Source organism: Paraburkholderia antibiotica, from assembly GCF_012927125.1.
GTDB lineage: Bacteria > Pseudomonadota > Gammaproteobacteria > Burkholderiales > Burkholderiaceae > Paraburkholderia > Paraburkholderia antibiotica.
Genome location: NZ_JABBFZ010000002.1, coordinates 253,623 through 270,448 on the forward strand (window position 1 = coordinate 253,623; position 16,826 = coordinate 270,448).

The window sequence follows — 16,826 nt, forward strand, 5'->3', positions numbered from 1 at the left end:
GATCAGATAGTCCGTAGAGAGGGTCACCCGGCTGGCGGCGAGGCGTCAGGGGTAACGCGTGGCTGAATCGTAGCCGCGGACGGGCGCTAACCGGCTATCCGATCAGGACGATCTATTGACATATCTGGCCACATCAGTGGCGCTAAACTACGCCCAAAACCGCGTCGGCAGGGGACGCCGACGCGTCGATATGGCCAGCATGGCAAGCTCAGCCGCCTCGACGATAGGCCGCCGGCGTGCTGCCGGTCCAGTGACGGAACGCGCGGTGAAACGCGGTGGGATCGCCGAAGCCGACGTCGCCCGCAATCGCCGCGATGGGCTCGCGTGTGCCGGTCAGGCGTTGTATCGCGATGTCGCGGCGCAGTTCGTCCTTGAGCACCTGAAACGCGGTGCCCTCGGCGGCGAGATGACGGCAGAGCGTTCGGACCGAACAGTGCAGGCCTTGCGCGGCCTCTTCGATGGTCGGCACGTCGGGCAGCCGCGAGGCCAGATATTCCCGCACGCGATGACTGAAAAGCTGTTCGTTGAACGAAACGAAGATCCAGTCTTCCGGCGCGCGCGCGAGAAACCGGCGCAGATTCGCCTTGCGCTGCCGCACCGGCATATCGAAGTAGGTGCTGCTGAACTGCATCGAGGTCTGCGCGCAGTCGAACTTCGCCGGACCGGGAAACAGATAGAGATATTCGAGCGCGTGAGGCGGACGGGGAAACGCGAATTGCACCTGCAACAACGCGATCCGCTGACCGATGAGCCAGGACGCGATCCCATGCGCGAGCTTCAGCATCAACTCCTGGCCCAGCACGCCGGGGTACGCGCCGGTGCTGCCCGGATGCAGCGTCAGACTCGCGACGAGTTCGCCACGGCGCGACTCGAAGCGGAAGTCGTCCAGCACCAGATGGAAAAACTGGCCGAACCGGTGCATCGCGGTTTCGAGGTTGGGCGCATCCAGCAGACTCAGGCAGAGAAACTTGAGCACGCCGCTGCGTAGCGGGCGCGCGAACACGCCGGGCATTTCATCGTCGAGTTCGATCGCGAGTGCGCGGTAGAGCGTCGAGAACTGTTCCTCGGTGACGCGCGCGCCGGGCTGGTTCAGCAGCGCGCGCGGAATGTTGGCGGCCGCCAGATGCCGATCGACGATATCCGGCCGCGTGACGACGCTGCCGAGAAAGCCATTGACGAGCGAGATCGGTACGGTGGCGCCAGGAGCGTGCATGGAGTGATTCGGGCGAACGAAAACGCATCAGCATAGCGCGTCGCGCCGCGCGATGGCGCTCATCTGCCCTGCTCCTGCCCTTGCTCCCGCACTGCATCGCGCAAGCCCGCCGTTTCTCCGATAATGAATCACCGTTAACCGGAGGTGACGATGAGCGCGATTCACGAAGTCTATCCGTACCTGCGCGTGCGCAATGCCGCGCAGGCCATCGAGTTCTACACGCGAGCGTTCGGCGGCGTCGAACAGTTTCGCCTGACCGAGCCCAGCGGGCGCATCGGTCATGCCGAGGTGAAGATCGGTCCGGCGATCGTGATGCTGTCGGACGAATATCCCGAGCACGGCATGCTCGGGCCGGGCGAAGACAGCTCTCCTTGCGTGCTGCTGCACATCCACTGCGACGACGTCGACCGGCTCTTCGCGCAGGCGGTGCAAGCCGGCGCGAGCGTGGTGCGGCCGCTGACCGATCACTTCTACGGCGAGCGCTCGGCGACCGTGCGCGATCCGTTCGGCCATCAATGGATGCTCGGCGCACAGATCGAGGCGCTGACGCCCGAGGAGATGCAGCGCCGTTATACGGCGCTGTTCGATCAGTAGCGGATCGTGATGGGCACGGCGTCACTCACGGTCGCACCGCGCCACGCGAGATCGCACCGCGTCACGCGGCGAGATCCGCGCTCGTACTCCAGCGTGCCATCAGGGTATTGGACGGCAAGGTCTCGTCGAGCAGTTTGCGCGCGGTGTCGATGCCGGCCACCGGCAGGCTCCCGTCGTCGAGCTTGCCGATCTGCACCAGCACGCTCGCCTGGTCCCAATAGATGTGCTCGTGATAGAGCTTGTCGCCGCGAAACTTGACGATCGCGACCAGCGGTATCTCGACGTAGCGTCCCGTCGGCGCGATGCCCGGCAGCATCCAGTCGATTTCGGTCGTGTGGGTAAAGCAGAACAGCACTTCATCGACGATCTGCGAGGCTCCCACCGTGCGCGACAGCGGCACCAGCCGCGTATCCGGCGGATTGCCGTGCACGAAGTGATGGCGGTAAAAGCGTTTGAGCTGCCGATAGCCGACCCCTCCGGTCATCGTCGGAATATGGTTGACGTAGGGCTCCGGCACCATCGTGGCCATCGTGTCGTCGACGTCGCGGGTGGCGAATTCGTATTCGCAATGTTTGTCCCACAGCGCCGACAGATCGAACTCCGGTCCGATCTCGCGCTTGAGCGCGGCGATCGTGCGTTGATGCGACATCAGATCGGCCGGCTTGTCGTAATGCTCGCCGGCGGGACGCGCGAAAGCGTGATCGGCGCCGGGATACACATACACCTCGGCGCAGCCGTTGCCGCTGAACGCCGCCGCGATCCGCTCGCGCGCGGCCGGCGCGCAGTACTTGTCCTCACCGGCGATATGCAACACCAGACGGCCCGCGATGCCCTCCGCTTCGTGCAGCACGTCCTCGAGGCCGACCGCGTAGTAGCCGACCGCGCAGGCAATGTCGAAACGGCAGGCCGCGAGGAAAGCGAGCCGGCCGCCGAGGCAGTAGCCGACCACGCCCACGTTGTACGGCGCATCGAGTTCGCGGCGGCCGCGCAATGCGTGGATCGTCGCGTCGAGGTCGGCCATCCCGTGTTCCTGATCGAAGCGCTGGAAAAGCTCGAACGCGCGCTGCCACTCGTGCGGCGCATGGCCGAGTTCGACACCGGGCTCGAGACGCCAGAACAGATCCGGCACCAGCACCACGTAGCCCTCCTCCGCGTACCGGTCCGCGAGTTCGCGCATCGCCGCATTCACGCCGAAGATCTCCTGGCACAGCACGATGCCCGGCCCACTGCCGCCGCGCGGCGTGGCGAGGTAAGCGGCGAACGCGCCGGAGCCATCCGTGGCGGAAATCTGAATTGTTTGACCCATCGCGAAACACTCCAATCGATACAGGGAAGAAAAGAATCGGCAGCCGACAGAACGCCGCCGCTCAGCTGAAACGCGAGTCCAGCCACAGCGGTTTGTCGAAGCCATGTTTTTCGAATTCGACGCCGATCGCATCGGCGGTCCGGCGCATCAGCTCGAGATAGGAACCGGCGATCTGCCGATGATTCGCCATGCTGACGATCCATATCAGACTCAGGCACGCGATCACGTGGCCGCGCACGCGAATCGGCACGGCCAGCGCGCTGAGCTGCCCTGGAAACGCCTGATCGGGACTCGGATAGTCGGCAGCGCGCATGCCGTAGCCCTGGCTCTCCGTGTCGGCCAGCACCTGCCGCACCCAGGCCTTGTTCGCGACCTGCAGATCGTCCGGATGCGCGGAGCTCGCGAGATTCTTCAGGATGCGCTGGCGTTCGCGCAGCGGACAGGCCGCCAGATACGCGCGCCCCACCGCCGACCACAGCATGCGCGGATGCAGTCCCATGATGCGTCGGTTGATCGTCAGCGGGCCGTTGCCGCGATTGCTTTCGAGGATCACCATCTTGAAGCCGTCACAGATCGAGATATCGGACGGCCACAGCGTCTCGCGTTGCATCCGGCGCAACGGCTCCGCCGCGAGTTCGGTCAGGCGGCCTAGCGCGAGCGTCATCGCATCGGTCGCCTGCGTCGGTCCGCTCAGATGATATCGACCGTCGACCATGCGTCGCGACACCCAGCCTTCGTGCTCCAGCGTCTGCAGAATGCGCGCGGTGGTGGCCTTCGACAGCCCGCTTTCGCGCTGCAATTGCAGGAACCCGAAGCTGGCTCCGCTGCCGAGCAACGCGAGCACGCGCAAGCCGCGCGCGAGCGACTGGATCGCCGGCCCCTGCGCGGTGGCGTCGTCTTGCTTCGCGTCGTCTTGCTGCGGATCGTTGCGCTTGTTCATCGTGCTCGCTCCAGGCTGATGCCGCGCGTGACGCTGCACCGGCTCGCCACGCTTTGCGCCGATCTACACCGGCGCGCTGTTCGCTTATTGCGTCGCGGGCTGGCCGTGCGCATCGATCGAGGCAATCTCGCCGGACACCGATCTCTCGCCCAGCTTCGGATATCGCCCGAGGGTCAGCACCAGCAGCGACGCCACCAGCATGCACAGCGTCATCGCCAGCAGCGGGACCGCATAGCTCCGGTGCTGATCGAAATACACGCCGAGCAGCGGCGGCGCCAGCACGCCGCCCAGCGTGAAGGCCGACATATTCAGACCATAGAGTGCGCTGAACGAGCGCGTGCCCAGGTAGCGCCGCACCAGATAGGCCATCAGATCGGCCTCCGTGCCGACGGCCGCGCCCACCAGAAAGCAGCCGAGATTCAGCAGCGGCAACGTGCCCGCTTGCCTGAAGATCAGAAAGCCACCCGCGGTCAGCAGGAAGAAGGCACAGGCGACGAACGGCACCGCGATCAGATCGACCAGCACGCCGCACAGCACGCGGCTCACCAGATTGCCCACGCCGATCAGCACGACGCCCGTGGCCGCCTGCGCGACGCTGAAACCACGATCGGTAATCAGCAGCGGAATTTGCGGCATGAACGACAGCGTGCACGACGAGACCAGGAAGAAGATCGTCAGCATCGTCCACAGATGGCGACCGCGCAACGCCTGCGCCACCGTCAGGCCCAACGCGTCAGATGTGCCGCCGGCTTGTGAAGAACGCCGCCGCTCGGCGATCAGCAGCACCGCGAGCACGCCGCCCAGCACCGGAAAAATCGCCATCATCCGATAGCCGGTACGCCAGCCGAAGAGCGCGACCGCGCTATGCGCGACACCCGGCCAGATCGCATTGCCGAGGCCGTAGGTCAGCGTGGAAACGGCGATCGCCGTGCCCAGCCGACGGTTGAACCATTGCGGCAGCACCGATACGTAGCCCACCGCCGTGGTCGGCGCGCCGCACAGACCGATCGCGAACGTCAGCGCGAGAAACATCCACAGGTGTCCCGCGAACAGCGACAGCGCGACCATCAGCGCGCCCACCGCAAGCGACGCGGCCAGCGTGATCGGCCGGATGCCGAAGCGGTCGAGCAACCGGCCGCCGATCGGCGCGCCGACCGCGCAGCCGAGCAGCGTCGCCGAAAACGCCAGCGACAGCTCGGTTCTGCCCCAGCCGAATTCCGCCAGCACCGGCCGCATGAAAATCACGAGCGTCGGGAAAAAGAACACCCCATAACCGACGAAGCCGCCCAACGCTACGCCCAGCAGAACCGTCGCATGTCTCGCCTTCGAGACGCCGCCTGTCGCACGGCTTTCCATAATCGTCTCCTCTATGTGTCCTGACGTTAGCGCAACAAACGGCGTGTGATTATTTTTTTGCTGCCGGTGCAGTCGTTTCGAGCGCCGACGGCAAGAGTTCGAGCGATTGCGCGTGCATCGCAACGTGTTCGCTGGCGCCGCCATGCTCCGGCATGCCGGCCCGATGCGCCCGCAACGCGCGGCGCACCGGAGAGTGCAAGGCCGCCTGCAACGCGGCGTCGGTATCGAACAGCACGCGGCTGCGCAGCATCCAGTTCAGGCAGCGCGCCGGCAAATCGGCCGGGCTGTAGTCGAGGCGGTTGTACACCTCGATCGCGCGCACGTCGGCAAAGCGCTGCATCAGCGGCACGTGCGCGCCGCGATATTCGTCTACCCAGGCCTGCGGGTCCGGTGGGTCGCCTTCGTAGCCCGCCCAATACGCGCAGCCGTCGCGTGGCGGCTTGGCGGCGCTTGCGTCTGCTGCATCTGCTGCATCTGCGACCGGATAGCGTTGCGTCCACATCGCCTGAGCCGTCAGATTGTGCTCGCGCAGCGCCTGCAGCGGGCTGCGGTAAAGCAACTCTGTCAGCGCACCGCCGCTTGCGCAGGCGCGCGCCAGTTCGCCCAGTTTGCGAAAGTGCAGCACCAGCAGCGAGTCCGGCGACGGCATCGCAGCGAGCAGCGGATCGCGGACGACAGCGGGCGCGTAATGGATCGCCTCCACCAGACCGTCGATCGCGCCGAGCCGCCCATCCCGCAGCACCGCGGCGATGCCGTCGCGCGACGCCGAGTGCGTGTCGCCATCGCGCCATTTCAGCAGCAGCGCGTAACTCATGGCTGCGCCTCCCGCTGCGGCAGATCGCGCGCGAGATCCTCGTAATAGCGGCAGGCGTTGCTGTACAACAGGTTGTCCGCCATGTCGTCAGCGCAGATCACGTTGTGCTTGACGACGTACGCGTCCCACGCGCGCAGCAACGCCGACACCGTATCGACGCGCGCTTCGGCGAGGTCGCGCGTTTCGCCGGGATCGTCGGCCAGGTCGTAGAGCTCCCAACCGCCGGAGCCCCACGGACGGTTCGTATGCACCAGCTTCCAGGAGCCGGCGCGCAACGCATAGCGGCCCTGCATCTCCCAGCCGGTGACGTGATCGAGCGGATGGATTTCGTCGCCGCCCTCGGTCCAGCAGTGCAGCATCGAGCGGCCTTGCAGCGTCGGCACAGGCTTGCCCTTGTAGGTCGTTTCCTGCGCGACGCCGGCCATCTGCAGGAACGTCGGCGCGAGATCGGTGATGTGGGCGAACGCATCGACGATACGCCCAGCGCCCACCCGTTGCGGGCACGACACGATGCACGGCACCTTGATTCCGCCATCGTAGGTGAACGACTTGTACATGCGATGCGGCGTGCTGCTGACCTGCGCCCAACCGGGCCCCTGCTCGATGAACGAGCCCGGACGTCCGCGATTCTCGAGGCGGTTGTCCATCTTCGCGCGGATCCAGTCGCGCGTGCGCAGCGTGTCGAGCACCGAATTGCCTTCGGGTCCGTTGTCGGACAGAAACACGATCACCGTGTTGTCCCGCTGACCGCGTTGTTCGAGCGCCGCCAGCACGCGGCCGACGTGGTGATCCATGCATTCAACCATGCCCGCGTAGACGGCCATGTTGCGCGCCTCCAGCTCGCGAATGGCGGGCGGCAACGTGTCCCATTTCGGCCAGCGCGGATGACCGTCGTACGGTTCGCGAGCCGGATCGACCAGGCCGAGTTCGAGCTGACGCGCATGGCGCGCGCGCCGGATCGCGTCATAGCCGACCGCATAGCGGCCTTCGTAACGGGCGATATATTCGTCGGGCGCGTGCAGCGGGAAATGCGGCGCGGTGAAGGCCAGCATCGCGAAGAACGGCGCGCTCGACGCATCGTGTTCGGCCAGATAGCCGATCATTTTGTCCGCATACGCTTGCGACGAATAGAAGCCGGCGGTGGGCAGATCGATCAGTTGCCCGTCTTCGCGATAGGTCGCGAGCGGCGTGATCGACGGGTCGTTGGAGCCGGTCGCGGTCTGGTCGAAATGCGCCGACGAGCCGTCGATCAATCCATAAGACCGATCGAAGCCGCGTGCCTGCGGACCATGCTCGGCGTCGCGGCCCAGATGCCACTTGCCGGACAGATAGGTCCGGTAACCGCTGTCGCGCAGCCGCTCGGCCAGCGTCGGCGCGCGATCGTTCAGATACATTTCGTAGCCGGGTTTGCCGGCCTGGCGCGGGTCCATCACCTCCTGCAACGCGCCGAAGCCGACCAGATGCGCATCCAGCCCGGTCAGCATCATCGCGCGACTCGGCGAACAGAACGGCGCGCAGTAGAAGCTGTTCATGCGGATACCGCGCATCGCGAGCTGATCGAGATGCGGAGTCGCGATTTCGCTGCCGTAACAGCCGAGATCGGAATACCCCAGATCGTCTGCCATGACGATCAGGAAATTGGGGCGTTGCTGGGTTCGCGTTTGACTCATGCCGCGGTGTCTCCATGCTGTTGACCGCACGCGTTGTCGAAGGCGGCGGTGGGCTGGAAACGACTATAAGTCGCGCTCGATGTGCAAGAGAAATGGTCCGCATAGCGGACCATCGCGAGCTGGGGATGGGCGTGCGAATGAAGGGCGGGCGGTTGTCGCCGGCGTGTGGAGGGGAACGGCAGGGGACTGGCGTCGTTGCCGTAACAATGGCTCGACGGGTTCTCGATCGGCGGATCGGCTCGACGTGCCGTTTTGCGTGGCGGGGAATGCTGTTGTGGGTCGTGGCCGATCGTCGCCGACGCGCGGACCGCGCCGGCATTGCGAAATCGATCAGACGATCAGATGATCGGAATCAACCGGGCTGCCTGGAGGCGGACCGATACTTCGCGTCATACTTCACGCAAAAGCACGGTCCGTTGCATGACTGACTTACTCATCAGGCAATCACGCATCAGGCAAAGCAATTCGATGGCAGTGGTCGATGCGAGCCGAGCGGCGCGCGCGACCACCACCAGGTTCACTCACTGCGCCGACGCATGCGACCGCAGAAACGGCACATAACCGTTCTGCGTCTTCAGGATCTTGTCCGCGCATTCGTCGTAGTCCGAACCCTTTTCGCTGTCGCGGCCATACATGCCACGGCACTGCGCGAACAGCGTGAGCGTCGCGCCGCCGTTGGCCTTCGCGGCACGCGTCGCCGAGAACGAGGCCTTGCCCGAATCGTCGGGGACGTCGGTATCGATCGAGACCGCGTCCGCGTGGATCACGTGCGTGTCGGAATGCTGTTCGATATAACGCTTCGTCGCGGCCCACGCGGCATCGCAATTGGTGGGCGAGCAATCGATCACCGCGCCGCGTTGCGCGGCGGCGAGGTTCGGTTCGCTATGCAGGATTTCCTCCTGAGCGCGCCTGGCCTGTTTTTCCTCCGACGAGCAGGCGGCGAGTGCCAACGCAACGAGTGCAAAGACTGCGATCTTCTTCATGAGTGACTTCCCTGGCCATATTCGAGCGGGATTATAGCGGTGCCGGGGAAGGGATCGCGGATTGGCGCGCATCGCCTCCGCTCGTTCGGACAGGTTCAGCGCGGGGCACTACGTTGCCGCCACCAGCAACTCCTCCGCATTGCCCGGCGGCCGCAGGCCATCGGCTCGGCCCGCGAAATAACGCTGGGTCAGATCCTCCGCCGATACGTGCCGTGCTTCGCCAAAGCCCGCTTCGCGCGCCATCGCCGTGATCTGCTGCGGTGTGAAGAAACTGATGAACGGCGTCCCGCTGGCGCGCGCGCCCTTCTCCGCCATCTCGAGCCCTGGACGCACGTCGGGGTCGGCCATCTCCAGCGGCAGCAGGAAGGTCATCGCGAACGTCGAACCGGCCGCGAGCCCGGCGACTTCGCGCAGCGTCGCCGCGTTCGCCTCCTTCGTCAGATACATGCTGACGCCGGTCGATACGATCACGGCCGGCCGGCTTTCGTCGAAGCCCTCGGCGACGAGACGCTGCCGCCAGCTATCGCCGGCCTCGAAATCGACCGGCACGAAACGCAGCCAGTCCGGCACGCCGAAACCCAGTTCGCGCAAGCGCCGACGCTTCCATGCCTGCGGGCCCGGCGGATCGACTTCGAACACCGTCAGCCGCGACGCCAGCTCGGGCCGGCGCTGCGCGAAGCTGTCGAGACCCGCGCCGAGAATCACATACTGACCGACGCCGCGTTCCACCTGCTCGATCACCAGGTCTTCGATAAAGCGGGCACGCGCGACGATCGATGCGCGAAAAGGCCGCGTGAATTGCGGGTCCATGTCGCCGCGGCTGCGCCAGTCTTCGGCGGGCGCGAGCAGTTGCAGACCGACTTCGTCTTCGAGCACGTGCGGCGGCGCATCGGCCTGCACGTGCAGCGCGCGCCACAATGCGACGCGCGCGGCGGTGCTGTCGGGTACGTCCTGGGGTTGATCGTTCATGACGGTGCTATTCCGGTTCGTTCATCGTGGCACACGAGCGCGGCCCGGGCGGAAATCAAGCCAAAACTCAAGCGAAGGCGCTCACCCTACTTCAGAAAGCGGAAATCGCAACCTTCGTCGGCCTGCAGAATTTCCTGCTCGTACAGCTTCGCATAGCCGCGCGCGGCCGGCGCCTGCGTGCGCGGCGGCAGCGCGGCCCGGCGCCGCGTCAGTTCTTCGTCGGACACCAGCAGATCGAGCGCGCGATTCGCCACGCTCAAGCGAATCCGGTCACCGTTGCGCACGAGGCCGAGCGGGCCGCCCGATGCCGAATCCGGCGTGATGTGCAGCACGATCGTGCCGTACGCGGTGCCGCTCATCCGTGCATCGGACATCCGCACCATGTCCTTCACGCCGGCGCGCGCGAGCTTGGCCGGAATCGGCAGATAGCCGGCTTCGGGCATCGCCGACGCACTCGTCGGCCCCGCGTTCTGCAGCACCAGAAAATCGTCGGCGTTCACGTCGAGGTCGTCGCTATCGATACGATTCGCGAGATCTTCGAGCGACTCGAACACGACCGCGCGCCCTTCCCGCTCGAATAGTTGCGGATCGGCCGCCGAGCGTTTCAGGATCGCGCCGCCCGGTGCGAGGTTGCCGAATAGCGCGACGAGCCCGCCGGTCTCGCGCACCGGCTGCGCGTACGGCCGCACCACCGTCTGATCGACCCAACTGACGTCGTGCAGCCGCTCGCCGAGCGTTTCGCCGCTCACCGTGCGGCAGTCGAGGTGCAGCAGATGTTTGAGCTCGCGCAGAATCGCCGGCACGCCGCCCGCCGCGTACAGGTCTTCCATGTAGTGCTCGCCGGTCGGCTTCAGATTGACGAGCACCGGCGTCGTGTCGCTCAGTTCGTTCAGCCGTTGCAGATCGACCTTCACGCCGACACGACCGGCAATCGCGGTCAGATGGATCACCGCATTGGTCGAACCGCCGATCGCGAGCAACACGCGCAGCGCGTTTTCGACCGAGCGCGCGGTGATGATGTCGGAAGGCAGGATCGGCTTCGCGATCAGCTCGAACGCGATCCTCCCGGTTTCTTCCGCGATGCGCAGACGGTCCGCGTCGACGGCCGGGCACGCGGCGCTATTCGCGGGCATCATGCCGAGCGTTTCGGCGATGATCGCCATCGTGCTCGCGGTGCCCATCACCGCGCAGGTGCCCGCGGTCGATGCGAGCCTTCGCTCGACGGTGTCGATCTCCCTCGCGTCGATTTCGTTCGCGCGAAAGCGGGCCCAGAAGCGGCGGCAATCGGTGCATGCGCCGAGCCGTTCGCCGCGATGACGACTCGTCGACATCGGCCCCGCGACCAGTTGCACCGCGGGCAGATTCGCGGACGCCGCGCCCATCAGCTGCGCGGGCACGGTCTTGTCGCAGCCGCCGAGCAGCACGACCGAATCCATCGGCTGCGCGCGCGTCATTTCCTCGACGTCCATCGACATCAGATTGCGGAACTTCAGGCTGGTCGGCGCGAGAAAGGTCTCGCCGAGCGAGATGGTCGGAAACTCGATCGGCAGGCCGCCGGCCGCGAGCACACCGCGCTTGACCGCGTCGATCATCTCGGGGAAATGGCGGTGGCAGTTGTTGAAGCCGCTCGCCGAATGCGCAATGCCGACGATCGGCCGCTCCAGCATCTCGCGGCTATAGCCCATCGAGCTCGCGAATGTGCGGCGCAGATAGACGCTGAATTCGCGGTCGCCGTAATTGGTGAGACCTTTGGCGAAGCCGACCGGCTTGTTGCTGGGTTGATCGCTCATGGTGTGTGCTTGCCCTGGATACCTGTGCGTCGCTGCCGACACGGCCGACACTGTCTACGCTCGCGCACCGCCCGGCGCGCTCAGTGCAGAAACGGCAGCGCGAGAAACAGCTTGATCACGACCGCATTGACGATGTCCATGAAAAACGCGCCGGTCATCGGCACGATCAGAAACGCGACGTGCGAATGGCCGAAGCGGTTGGTGATCGCCTGCATGTTCGCGATCGCCGTGGGCGTCGCGCCGAGACCGAGGCCGCACTGCGCCGCGCACAGCACGACCGCGTCGTAGTCGCGGCCCATCGCCGGGAACGTGACGAACACCACGTAGAGCGCCATCAGCAGCGTCTGCGCGGCGAGAATCACGATGATCGGCACGGCCAGCGCGGCCAGTTCCCACAGGTCGAGCCGCATCAGCGCCATCGCGAGAAAGAGCGCGAGGCTGACGTTGCCGATCAGTGCGACCGCGTGCTGATCGAGTTGCACCCGCACGAGCGCGAGCAGATTGTTCAGCACCACACCGGTAAACAGTACGCACACGAAAGTCGGCAATTCGAACACGGTGCCGGCCAGCCGGTCGGCGAGCGCTTCGCCGCCGGCGAGGCAGACGGAAATCAGCGTGAGCGTCGTGATGATCGCGGCGGGCGTGGTCGGCTGCTGAGCCTTCGGTTCTTCGAAGACCAGCGTTTCCTCATCGCGCTGCCTGACGCGCTGCAGTTCGGCAGGGCTGAGCCGGCGCAGCAGCATACGCGCGATCGGGCCGCCGAGCACGCCGCCTATCACGAGCCCGAAGGTCGCGCACCCGATCGCGATTTCGGTCGCCGCGGCGATCCCGTGATGCTCGGTGAACACCTGGCTCCACGCGGCGCCCGTGCCATGGCCCCCCGACAACGTGACGGAGCCGCCCAGCACGCCGAGCAACGGATCGACGCCCAGCGCGAACGCGAGCAGAATGCCGAGCACGTTCTGCAGGATCAGCACGCCGCTGACCAGCGCAAGAAAACGCACCAGCACCGGGCCGCCCGCCTTCAGGCTCGACAGATTCGCGTTCAGACCGATCGTCGAAAAGAACGCCAGCATCAGCGGCGTTTGCAGCGTCGCGTCGAATTTGATCTCGACATGCGTGGTGACGCGCGCGAGCAGCACGAAGATCGCCACGACGAGCCCGCCCGCGACCGGCGCGGGAATCGAATAGGTGCGCAGCACACCGATCCATTGAACGAGTCTTTCGCCGAGTAGCAGCACCAGCGAGGTCGCGACCAGAGTGGCGTAGATGCCGATAGTCATGAATGGCCTCCGGGTGGCAGCGTGACAGCGTTGTTATTTCCCGGCACGGGGCCGTGGCGCGATGAGAATCGGCACGGCCTCGCGCGTCGGCAAAACCGCGGCGGGCTTCGCGCGGACCGGGCGGCTTTCGGCATGGCGGACTGCCTCGAAAGGCCGCGATCGATGTCGAGACCTTTCCTGACACTCGCGAGACTCACGCGATACCCGCGCCCGGTCATCCGCCATCTTAGCCAATCCGCTCCGCGCGAGGCAGCTTTTCTTGACGCAACACCGTCCATCCCTGCCGTCGAGCCGCTGTCCCGCACCGAAGTCTGCTACGCTGCGCCCTTCACCACCTTGCCTTCAAATGATGGACAATCCTTTCAACGATCGCGGCGTGTCGGTCACGCGCAATGCGCTTTCTTCCGCGGGTCAGGTTTTTCCGCTGCGCGATATCGTCGATGTGCAGGTCGTCACCGTGCCGAAGAACAAGGTCCTGCCGATCGTGATTTCGGTGGCCGGGTTGATCGGCGCGATCGTCGGCGGCGTGTTGAGCTCGCCGTCGGGTCTCGTCTGCGGGGTCATGCTGATCGTGGTCGGCTGGCTGACGTGGGCCACGCAGGACATTACGCATCGGTTGATGGTGAAGACGGCCGGTGGCGAGCGCGAAGCGCTGATGAGCACCGATCGCGAGTTCGTCGAACGGGTGAGCGCGGCGGTGCGGCAGGCGAAGACGGCTGCGGCCGCGAGTGCTTCGGCAGCGCCGAAGGCGTGAGGGCACCGCGAAGCGGCACCACCGCGCGTTGCTACGCTTCACCTTCCCAAAGGCCATGCGCGACCGAGTCCCTTCCCACCCGCATGGCCATCCGTTTGCTTCGTCGAACGAACTGATTGCCGCCGCTCTCACTCCAGGTTGAGCGGATTCACGCGCCAGATATTGCGCGCATATTCGCCGATCGTGCGATCCGACGAAAACTGCCCCATCCCGGCGACGTTCTCGATCGTGCTTTCGACCCATGCCTGGCGGTCGACAAAACGCGCATCCACGTCGTTCTGCGCCTGCGCGAACGCGGCGAAGTCGGCCAGCACCATGTAGTGATCGCCCCAGTCCACCAGCGTGTGGAAGATGTCCGAGAAGCGCAGCGGGTCGTCCGGCGAAAAGAAGCCCGAGCGGATCTGATCGAGCGCGGTACGCAATTCTTCGTTCTCCTCGTAGATCTGCCGCGGCCGGTAGCCGCTCGCGCGCAGGCTGTCCACTTCGTCGGCGGTGTGGCCGAAGATGAAGATGTTCTCGCGCCCCACCGCGTCGCAGATCTCGATGTTCGCGCCGTCCATCGTGCCGATCGTCAACGCGCCGTTCAGCGCAAGCTTCATGTTGCCGGTGCCCGACGCCTCGGTGCCGGCCATCGAAATCTGCTCGGACAGGTCGGCCGCTGGAATGATCAGCTCGGCCACGCTGACGCCGTAGTTCGGCACGAACACGACCTTCAGCCGATCGCCGATCAGCGGATCGTGATTGACCTTCTGGCTCACGTCGCCGATCAGCTTGATGATCGTCTTCGCCATCCGGTACGCGGACGCGGCCTTGCCGGCGAACAGCACGACACGCGGCACCCAGTCGCGCTCCGGATTCGCGCGGATCTGGTTGTAGCGCACGATCACGTGCAGCACGTTCAGCAGCTGTCGCTTGTATTCGTGAATGCGCTTGACCTGCAGATCGAACAGCGCATCGGGGTTGAAGTGCAGCTTCGTGTGATGCGCAAGCCGCTGCACGAGCCGCAGCTTGGCCTGTCGCTTCGCGTCGCGGAAGGCGTCGATGAATTCGCTGTCCTTGCGCAGATTGCGCAGCTGTTCAAGCTCGAACAGATTGCTGCGCCAGTGCTTGCCGATGCGCGAGTCGATCAGCGACGACAGCGACGGACTCGCCTGCGCGAGCCAGCGGCGCGGCGTGATGCCGTTGGTGACGTTGGTGAAGCGGTCCGGATAGACACGCGCGAAATCGGCGAAGATGTCGCGCGTCATCAGTTGCGAGTGCAGCTTCGACACGCCGTTCACCTTGTGACTCGCGACGATCGCCAGATACGCCATGCGCACGCGCCGCTGGCCGTATTCGTCGACGAGCGAAATGCGGCGGATCATCTCGCCGTCATGGCCCGACTGTTCGCTCACGTGCTTCAGGAACTGCGCGTTGATCTCGAAGATGATCTCCAGATGTCGCGGCAGCAACCGCGCCAACATTTCGACGTCCCAGGTTTCGAGCGCCTCGGGCATCAGCGTGTGATTCGTGTACGAGAAGATCTGCGTCACGTGTTTCCACGCCTTGTCCCACGGCAGATGATGCACGTCGACGAGCAGACGCATCAGCTCGGGAATCGCGAGCACCGGATGGGTGTCGTTCAGATGCACGGTGACCTTCTCGGAGAAACGCCCGAAGGTGCTGTGCGTGCGCTGATAGCGGCGAATCAGGTCCTGCATCGTCGCCGACACGAAGAAGTACTCCTGGCGCAGCCGCAACTCGCGGCCGGCGGGCGTCGAGTCGTCCGGATACAGCAGCCGCGAGACGTTTTCCGACATGTTCTTGGTGTCGACCGCATTGCGGTAGTCGCCGCGATTGAACGCGCCGAGGTCGAGTTCGTCGGTCGCGCGCGCGGACCACAGGCGCAGCGTGTTGGTCGCGTCGGTCGCATAGCCGGGGATCACGGTGTCGTACGCGGTCGCGTTGACGTGCTCGGTGTCGATCCATTCGGTCTTGTCGCCGCGCTGCACGGTGCGGCCGCCGAAATGCACCATGTATTTGATTTCAGGCCGCGGAAACTCCCACGGATTGCCCGCGCGCAGCCAGTAGTCCGGCGCCTCGACCTGCTCGCCGTCGACGATTTCCTGACGGAACATCCCGTACTCGTAGCGGATGCCATAGCCGAAGCCGGGGATGCCGAGCGTCGCCATCGAGTCCAGAAAGCACGCGGCGAGCCGGCCGAGGCCGCCGTTGCCGAGCGCGGCGTCCGGCTCGATCTCGATCAGCGCGTCCATATCGACGCCAAGACTCGCGAGCGCCTCCTTCATCTGATCGTGAATGCCGAGCGCGAGCAGCGCGTTCGTAAAGGTCCGGCCGATCAGAAACTCCATCGACAGGTAGTAGACCCGCTTCACGTCCTGCTCGTACTGCAGGCGCGTGGTCTTCATCCAGCGCGCGACGAGCCGGTCGCGCACAGCGAGCGCGGCCGCATGCAGCCAGTCGTGCGGATGGGCGGTGACGGCGTCCTTGCCGACGCCGTACATCATGCGATTCGAAATTGAGCGCCGTAGCGCGTCGACGGTACTGTTGAGCTGGTCGAATTCCAGATCGACGGCTGTCATCGAAGCCTCCGGGTAATTCGACAGGGCAGACGCGAACCGCAGTGTGGACGGACGGGAGGCGCGTGCCTGTCGAAGCGGTTAAAGAATCAGAGTAGGACATTTTAGGACTCGCGCACACCCGGGCGTGCGAGCGGATTGCGACGCACATGGCGTGCCTGGTGCACTCGCCCGGTATCGCGTGCGAGTGCGGCAGCGGACGCTCGAAGGCGGTGCAAACCCGCGCGACGGCGGCACCTGGGGCGTGCATTGGCATGCGCAACGGCGCGTAGCGGCGCAGCGGATGTTGCGGGTCCTGGCGCGTTCATGCGGCTCACTTCGATTATTTTTTCGGCACATGACGGGCGCGTGAAGCAACAGTTTGTTCCCCGCGATGTGGTGCAATCTGGCGGCTTTCATGCAGGGCAATTTGAGCTTATGCGGGGCGGGTCAGTCGCGCGGAATGTGCGGGCGAAGGGGTTTCGATTGGGCGAGGCTGCACGAATTTGACCGTTAGTTGCGTATCTGGGCTGAGGCGTGAGGAACCGAAACGCTGCCCCACTCTGCTCGCATCCCTGCACGATCGGTCCGTCTCT

Annotated in this window: 13 protein-coding genes; 2 read left to right on the plus strand and 11 right to left on the minus strand. The window is 65.2% G+C overall.

Annotated elements, in window-relative coordinates; genetic code table 11:
• Nucleotides 1–208: 208 nt before the first annotated feature.
• The gene (locus tag HHL14_RS05185) at nt 209–1,213 is read right to left on the minus strand and encodes an AraC family transcriptional regulator (RefSeq protein WP_169496502.1); all 1,005 of its coding nucleotides are present in this window, start codon (nt 1,211–1,213) and stop codon (nt 209–211) included.
• A gap of 150 nt (nt 1,214–1,363) precedes the next feature.
• Between HHL14_RS05185 and HHL14_RS05190 the strand changes: the two genes are divergently transcribed.
• Nucleotides 1,364–1,807 (plus strand): VOC family protein, encoded by a 444-nt coding sequence (locus HHL14_RS05190; protein WP_169496503.1) that lies wholly within the window; start codon nt 1,364–1,366, stop codon nt 1,805–1,807.
• Between the two features lie 61 nt (nt 1,808–1,868).
• Here the strand turns inward: HHL14_RS05190 and HHL14_RS05195 are convergent, their stop codons facing one another.
• The 9 genes from HHL14_RS05195 to gltS all read right to left on the minus strand — a co-directional run bounded on the left by HHL14_RS05195 (nt 1,869) and on the right by gltS (nt 12,918).
• Nucleotides 1,869–3,113 carry a dienelactone hydrolase family protein gene (locus HHL14_RS05195; RefSeq protein ID WP_169496504.1) on the minus strand — a complete coding sequence of 415 codons (1,245 nt, stop codon included), beginning with the start codon at nt 3,111–3,113 and terminating at the stop codon, nt 1,869–1,871.
• A gap of 61 nt (nt 3,114–3,174) precedes the next feature.
• Complete coding sequence (locus tag HHL14_RS05200) at nt 3,175–4,053, minus strand: helix-turn-helix domain-containing protein (RefSeq protein ID WP_169496505.1); 879 nt, start codon at nt 4,051–4,053, stop codon at nt 3,175–3,177.
• Nucleotides 4,054–4,137: 84 nt separating this feature from the next.
• Entirely contained in the window at nt 4,138–5,409 is a 1,272-nt protein-coding gene (locus HHL14_RS05205) for an MFS transporter (RefSeq protein WP_169496506.1), read from the minus strand.
• A gap of 49 nt (nt 5,410–5,458) precedes the next feature.
• Nucleotides 5,459–6,223 (minus strand): hypothetical protein, encoded by a 765-nt coding sequence (locus tag HHL14_RS05210; RefSeq protein ID WP_169496507.1) that lies wholly within the window; start codon nt 6,221–6,223, stop codon nt 5,459–5,461.
• Nucleotides 6,220–7,893 (minus strand): arylsulfatase, encoded by a 1,674-nt coding sequence (locus HHL14_RS05215; protein ID WP_169496508.1) that lies wholly within the window; start codon nt 7,891–7,893, stop codon nt 6,220–6,222. Before HHL14_RS05215 ends, HHL14_RS05210 begins: the two co-directional genes overlap by 4 nt.
• A 521-nt stretch (nt 7,894–8,414) precedes the next feature.
• The gene (locus tag HHL14_RS05220) at nt 8,415–8,876 is read right to left on the minus strand and encodes a hypothetical protein (RefSeq protein ID WP_169496509.1); all 462 of its coding nucleotides are present in this window, start codon (nt 8,874–8,876) and stop codon (nt 8,415–8,417) included.
• Nucleotides 8,877–8,984: 108 nt separating this feature from the next.
• Nucleotides 8,985–9,845: a class I SAM-dependent methyltransferase gene (locus tag HHL14_RS05225; RefSeq protein WP_169496510.1), complete on the minus strand. Its 861-nt coding sequence runs from the start codon at nt 9,843–9,845 to the stop codon at nt 8,985–8,987.
• A gap of 86 nt (nt 9,846–9,931) precedes the next feature.
• Nucleotides 9,932–11,635, minus strand: coding sequence for a dihydroxy-acid dehydratase (locus HHL14_RS05230; protein ID WP_169496511.1), 1,704 nt, complete (start codon nt 11,633–11,635; stop codon nt 9,932–9,934).
• A gap of 80 nt (nt 11,636–11,715) precedes the next feature.
• A complete protein-coding gene (gene gltS / locus HHL14_RS05235; protein WP_169496512.1) occupies nt 11,716–12,918 on the minus strand; it encodes a sodium/glutamate symporter in 1,203 nt (400 codons plus the stop codon).
• 349 nt (nt 12,919–13,267) lie between these two features.
• On the opposite strand from gltS, the gene HHL14_RS05240 reads away from it, so the two are divergent.
• Nucleotides 13,268–13,672: a DUF6232 family protein gene (locus HHL14_RS05240; RefSeq protein WP_169496835.1), complete on the plus strand. Its 405-nt coding sequence runs from the start codon at nt 13,268–13,270 to the stop codon at nt 13,670–13,672.
• 128 nt (nt 13,673–13,800) lie between these two features.
• Here the strand turns inward: HHL14_RS05240 and HHL14_RS05245 are convergent, their stop codons facing one another.
• Nucleotides 13,801–16,254 (minus strand): glycogen/starch/alpha-glucan phosphorylase, encoded by a 2,454-nt coding sequence (locus tag HHL14_RS05245; protein WP_169496513.1) that lies wholly within the window; start codon nt 16,252–16,254, stop codon nt 13,801–13,803.
• Between the last annotated feature and the right edge of the window lie 572 nt (nt 16,255–16,826).

What these genes read in the sequence shown, in the direction of transcription:
- HHL14_RS05240 (WP_169496835.1), top strand. Translation starts at nt 13,268, where the DNA reads ATGGACAATCCTTTCAACGATCGCGGCGTGTCGGTCACGCGCAATGCG.
- HHL14_RS05225 (WP_169496510.1), bottom strand. Translation starts at nt 9,845, where the DNA reads ATGAACGATCAACCCCAGGACGTACCCGACAGCACCGCCGCGCGCGTC.
- HHL14_RS05210 (WP_169496507.1), bottom strand. Translation starts at nt 6,223, where the DNA reads ATGAGTTACGCGCTGCTGCTGAAATGGCGCGATGGCGACACGCACTCG.
- gltS (WP_169496512.1), bottom strand. Translation starts at nt 12,918, where the DNA reads ATGACTATCGGCATCTACGCCACTCTGGTCGCGACCTCGCTGGTGCTG.
- HHL14_RS05185 (WP_169496502.1), bottom strand. Translation starts at nt 1,213, where the DNA reads ATGCACGCTCCTGGCGCCACCGTACCGATCTCGCTCGTCAATGGCTTT.
- HHL14_RS05205 (WP_169496506.1), bottom strand. Translation starts at nt 5,409, where the DNA reads ATGGAAAGCCGTGCGACAGGCGGCGTCTCGAAGGCGAGACATGCGACG.
- HHL14_RS05190 (WP_169496503.1), top strand. Translation starts at nt 1,364, where the DNA reads ATGAGCGCGATTCACGAAGTCTATCCGTACCTGCGCGTGCGCAATGCC.
- HHL14_RS05200 (WP_169496505.1), bottom strand. Translation starts at nt 4,053, where the DNA reads ATGAACAAGCGCAACGATCCGCAGCAAGACGACGCGAAGCAAGACGAC.
- HHL14_RS05245 (WP_169496513.1), bottom strand. Translation starts at nt 16,254, where the DNA reads ATGACAGCCGTCGATCTGGAATTCGACCAGCTCAACAGTACCGTCGAC.
- HHL14_RS05195 (WP_169496504.1), bottom strand. Translation starts at nt 3,113, where the DNA reads ATGGGTCAAACAATTCAGATTTCCGCCACGGATGGCTCCGGCGCGTTC.
- HHL14_RS05220 (WP_169496509.1), bottom strand. Translation starts at nt 8,876, where the DNA reads ATGAAGAAGATCGCAGTCTTTGCACTCGTTGCGTTGGCACTCGCCGCC.
- HHL14_RS05230 (WP_169496511.1), bottom strand. Translation starts at nt 11,635, where the DNA reads ATGAGCGATCAACCCAGCAACAAGCCGGTCGGCTTCGCCAAAGGTCTC.
- HHL14_RS05215 (WP_169496508.1), bottom strand. Translation starts at nt 7,893, where the DNA reads ATGAGTCAAACGCGAACCCAGCAACGCCCCAATTTCCTGATCGTCATG.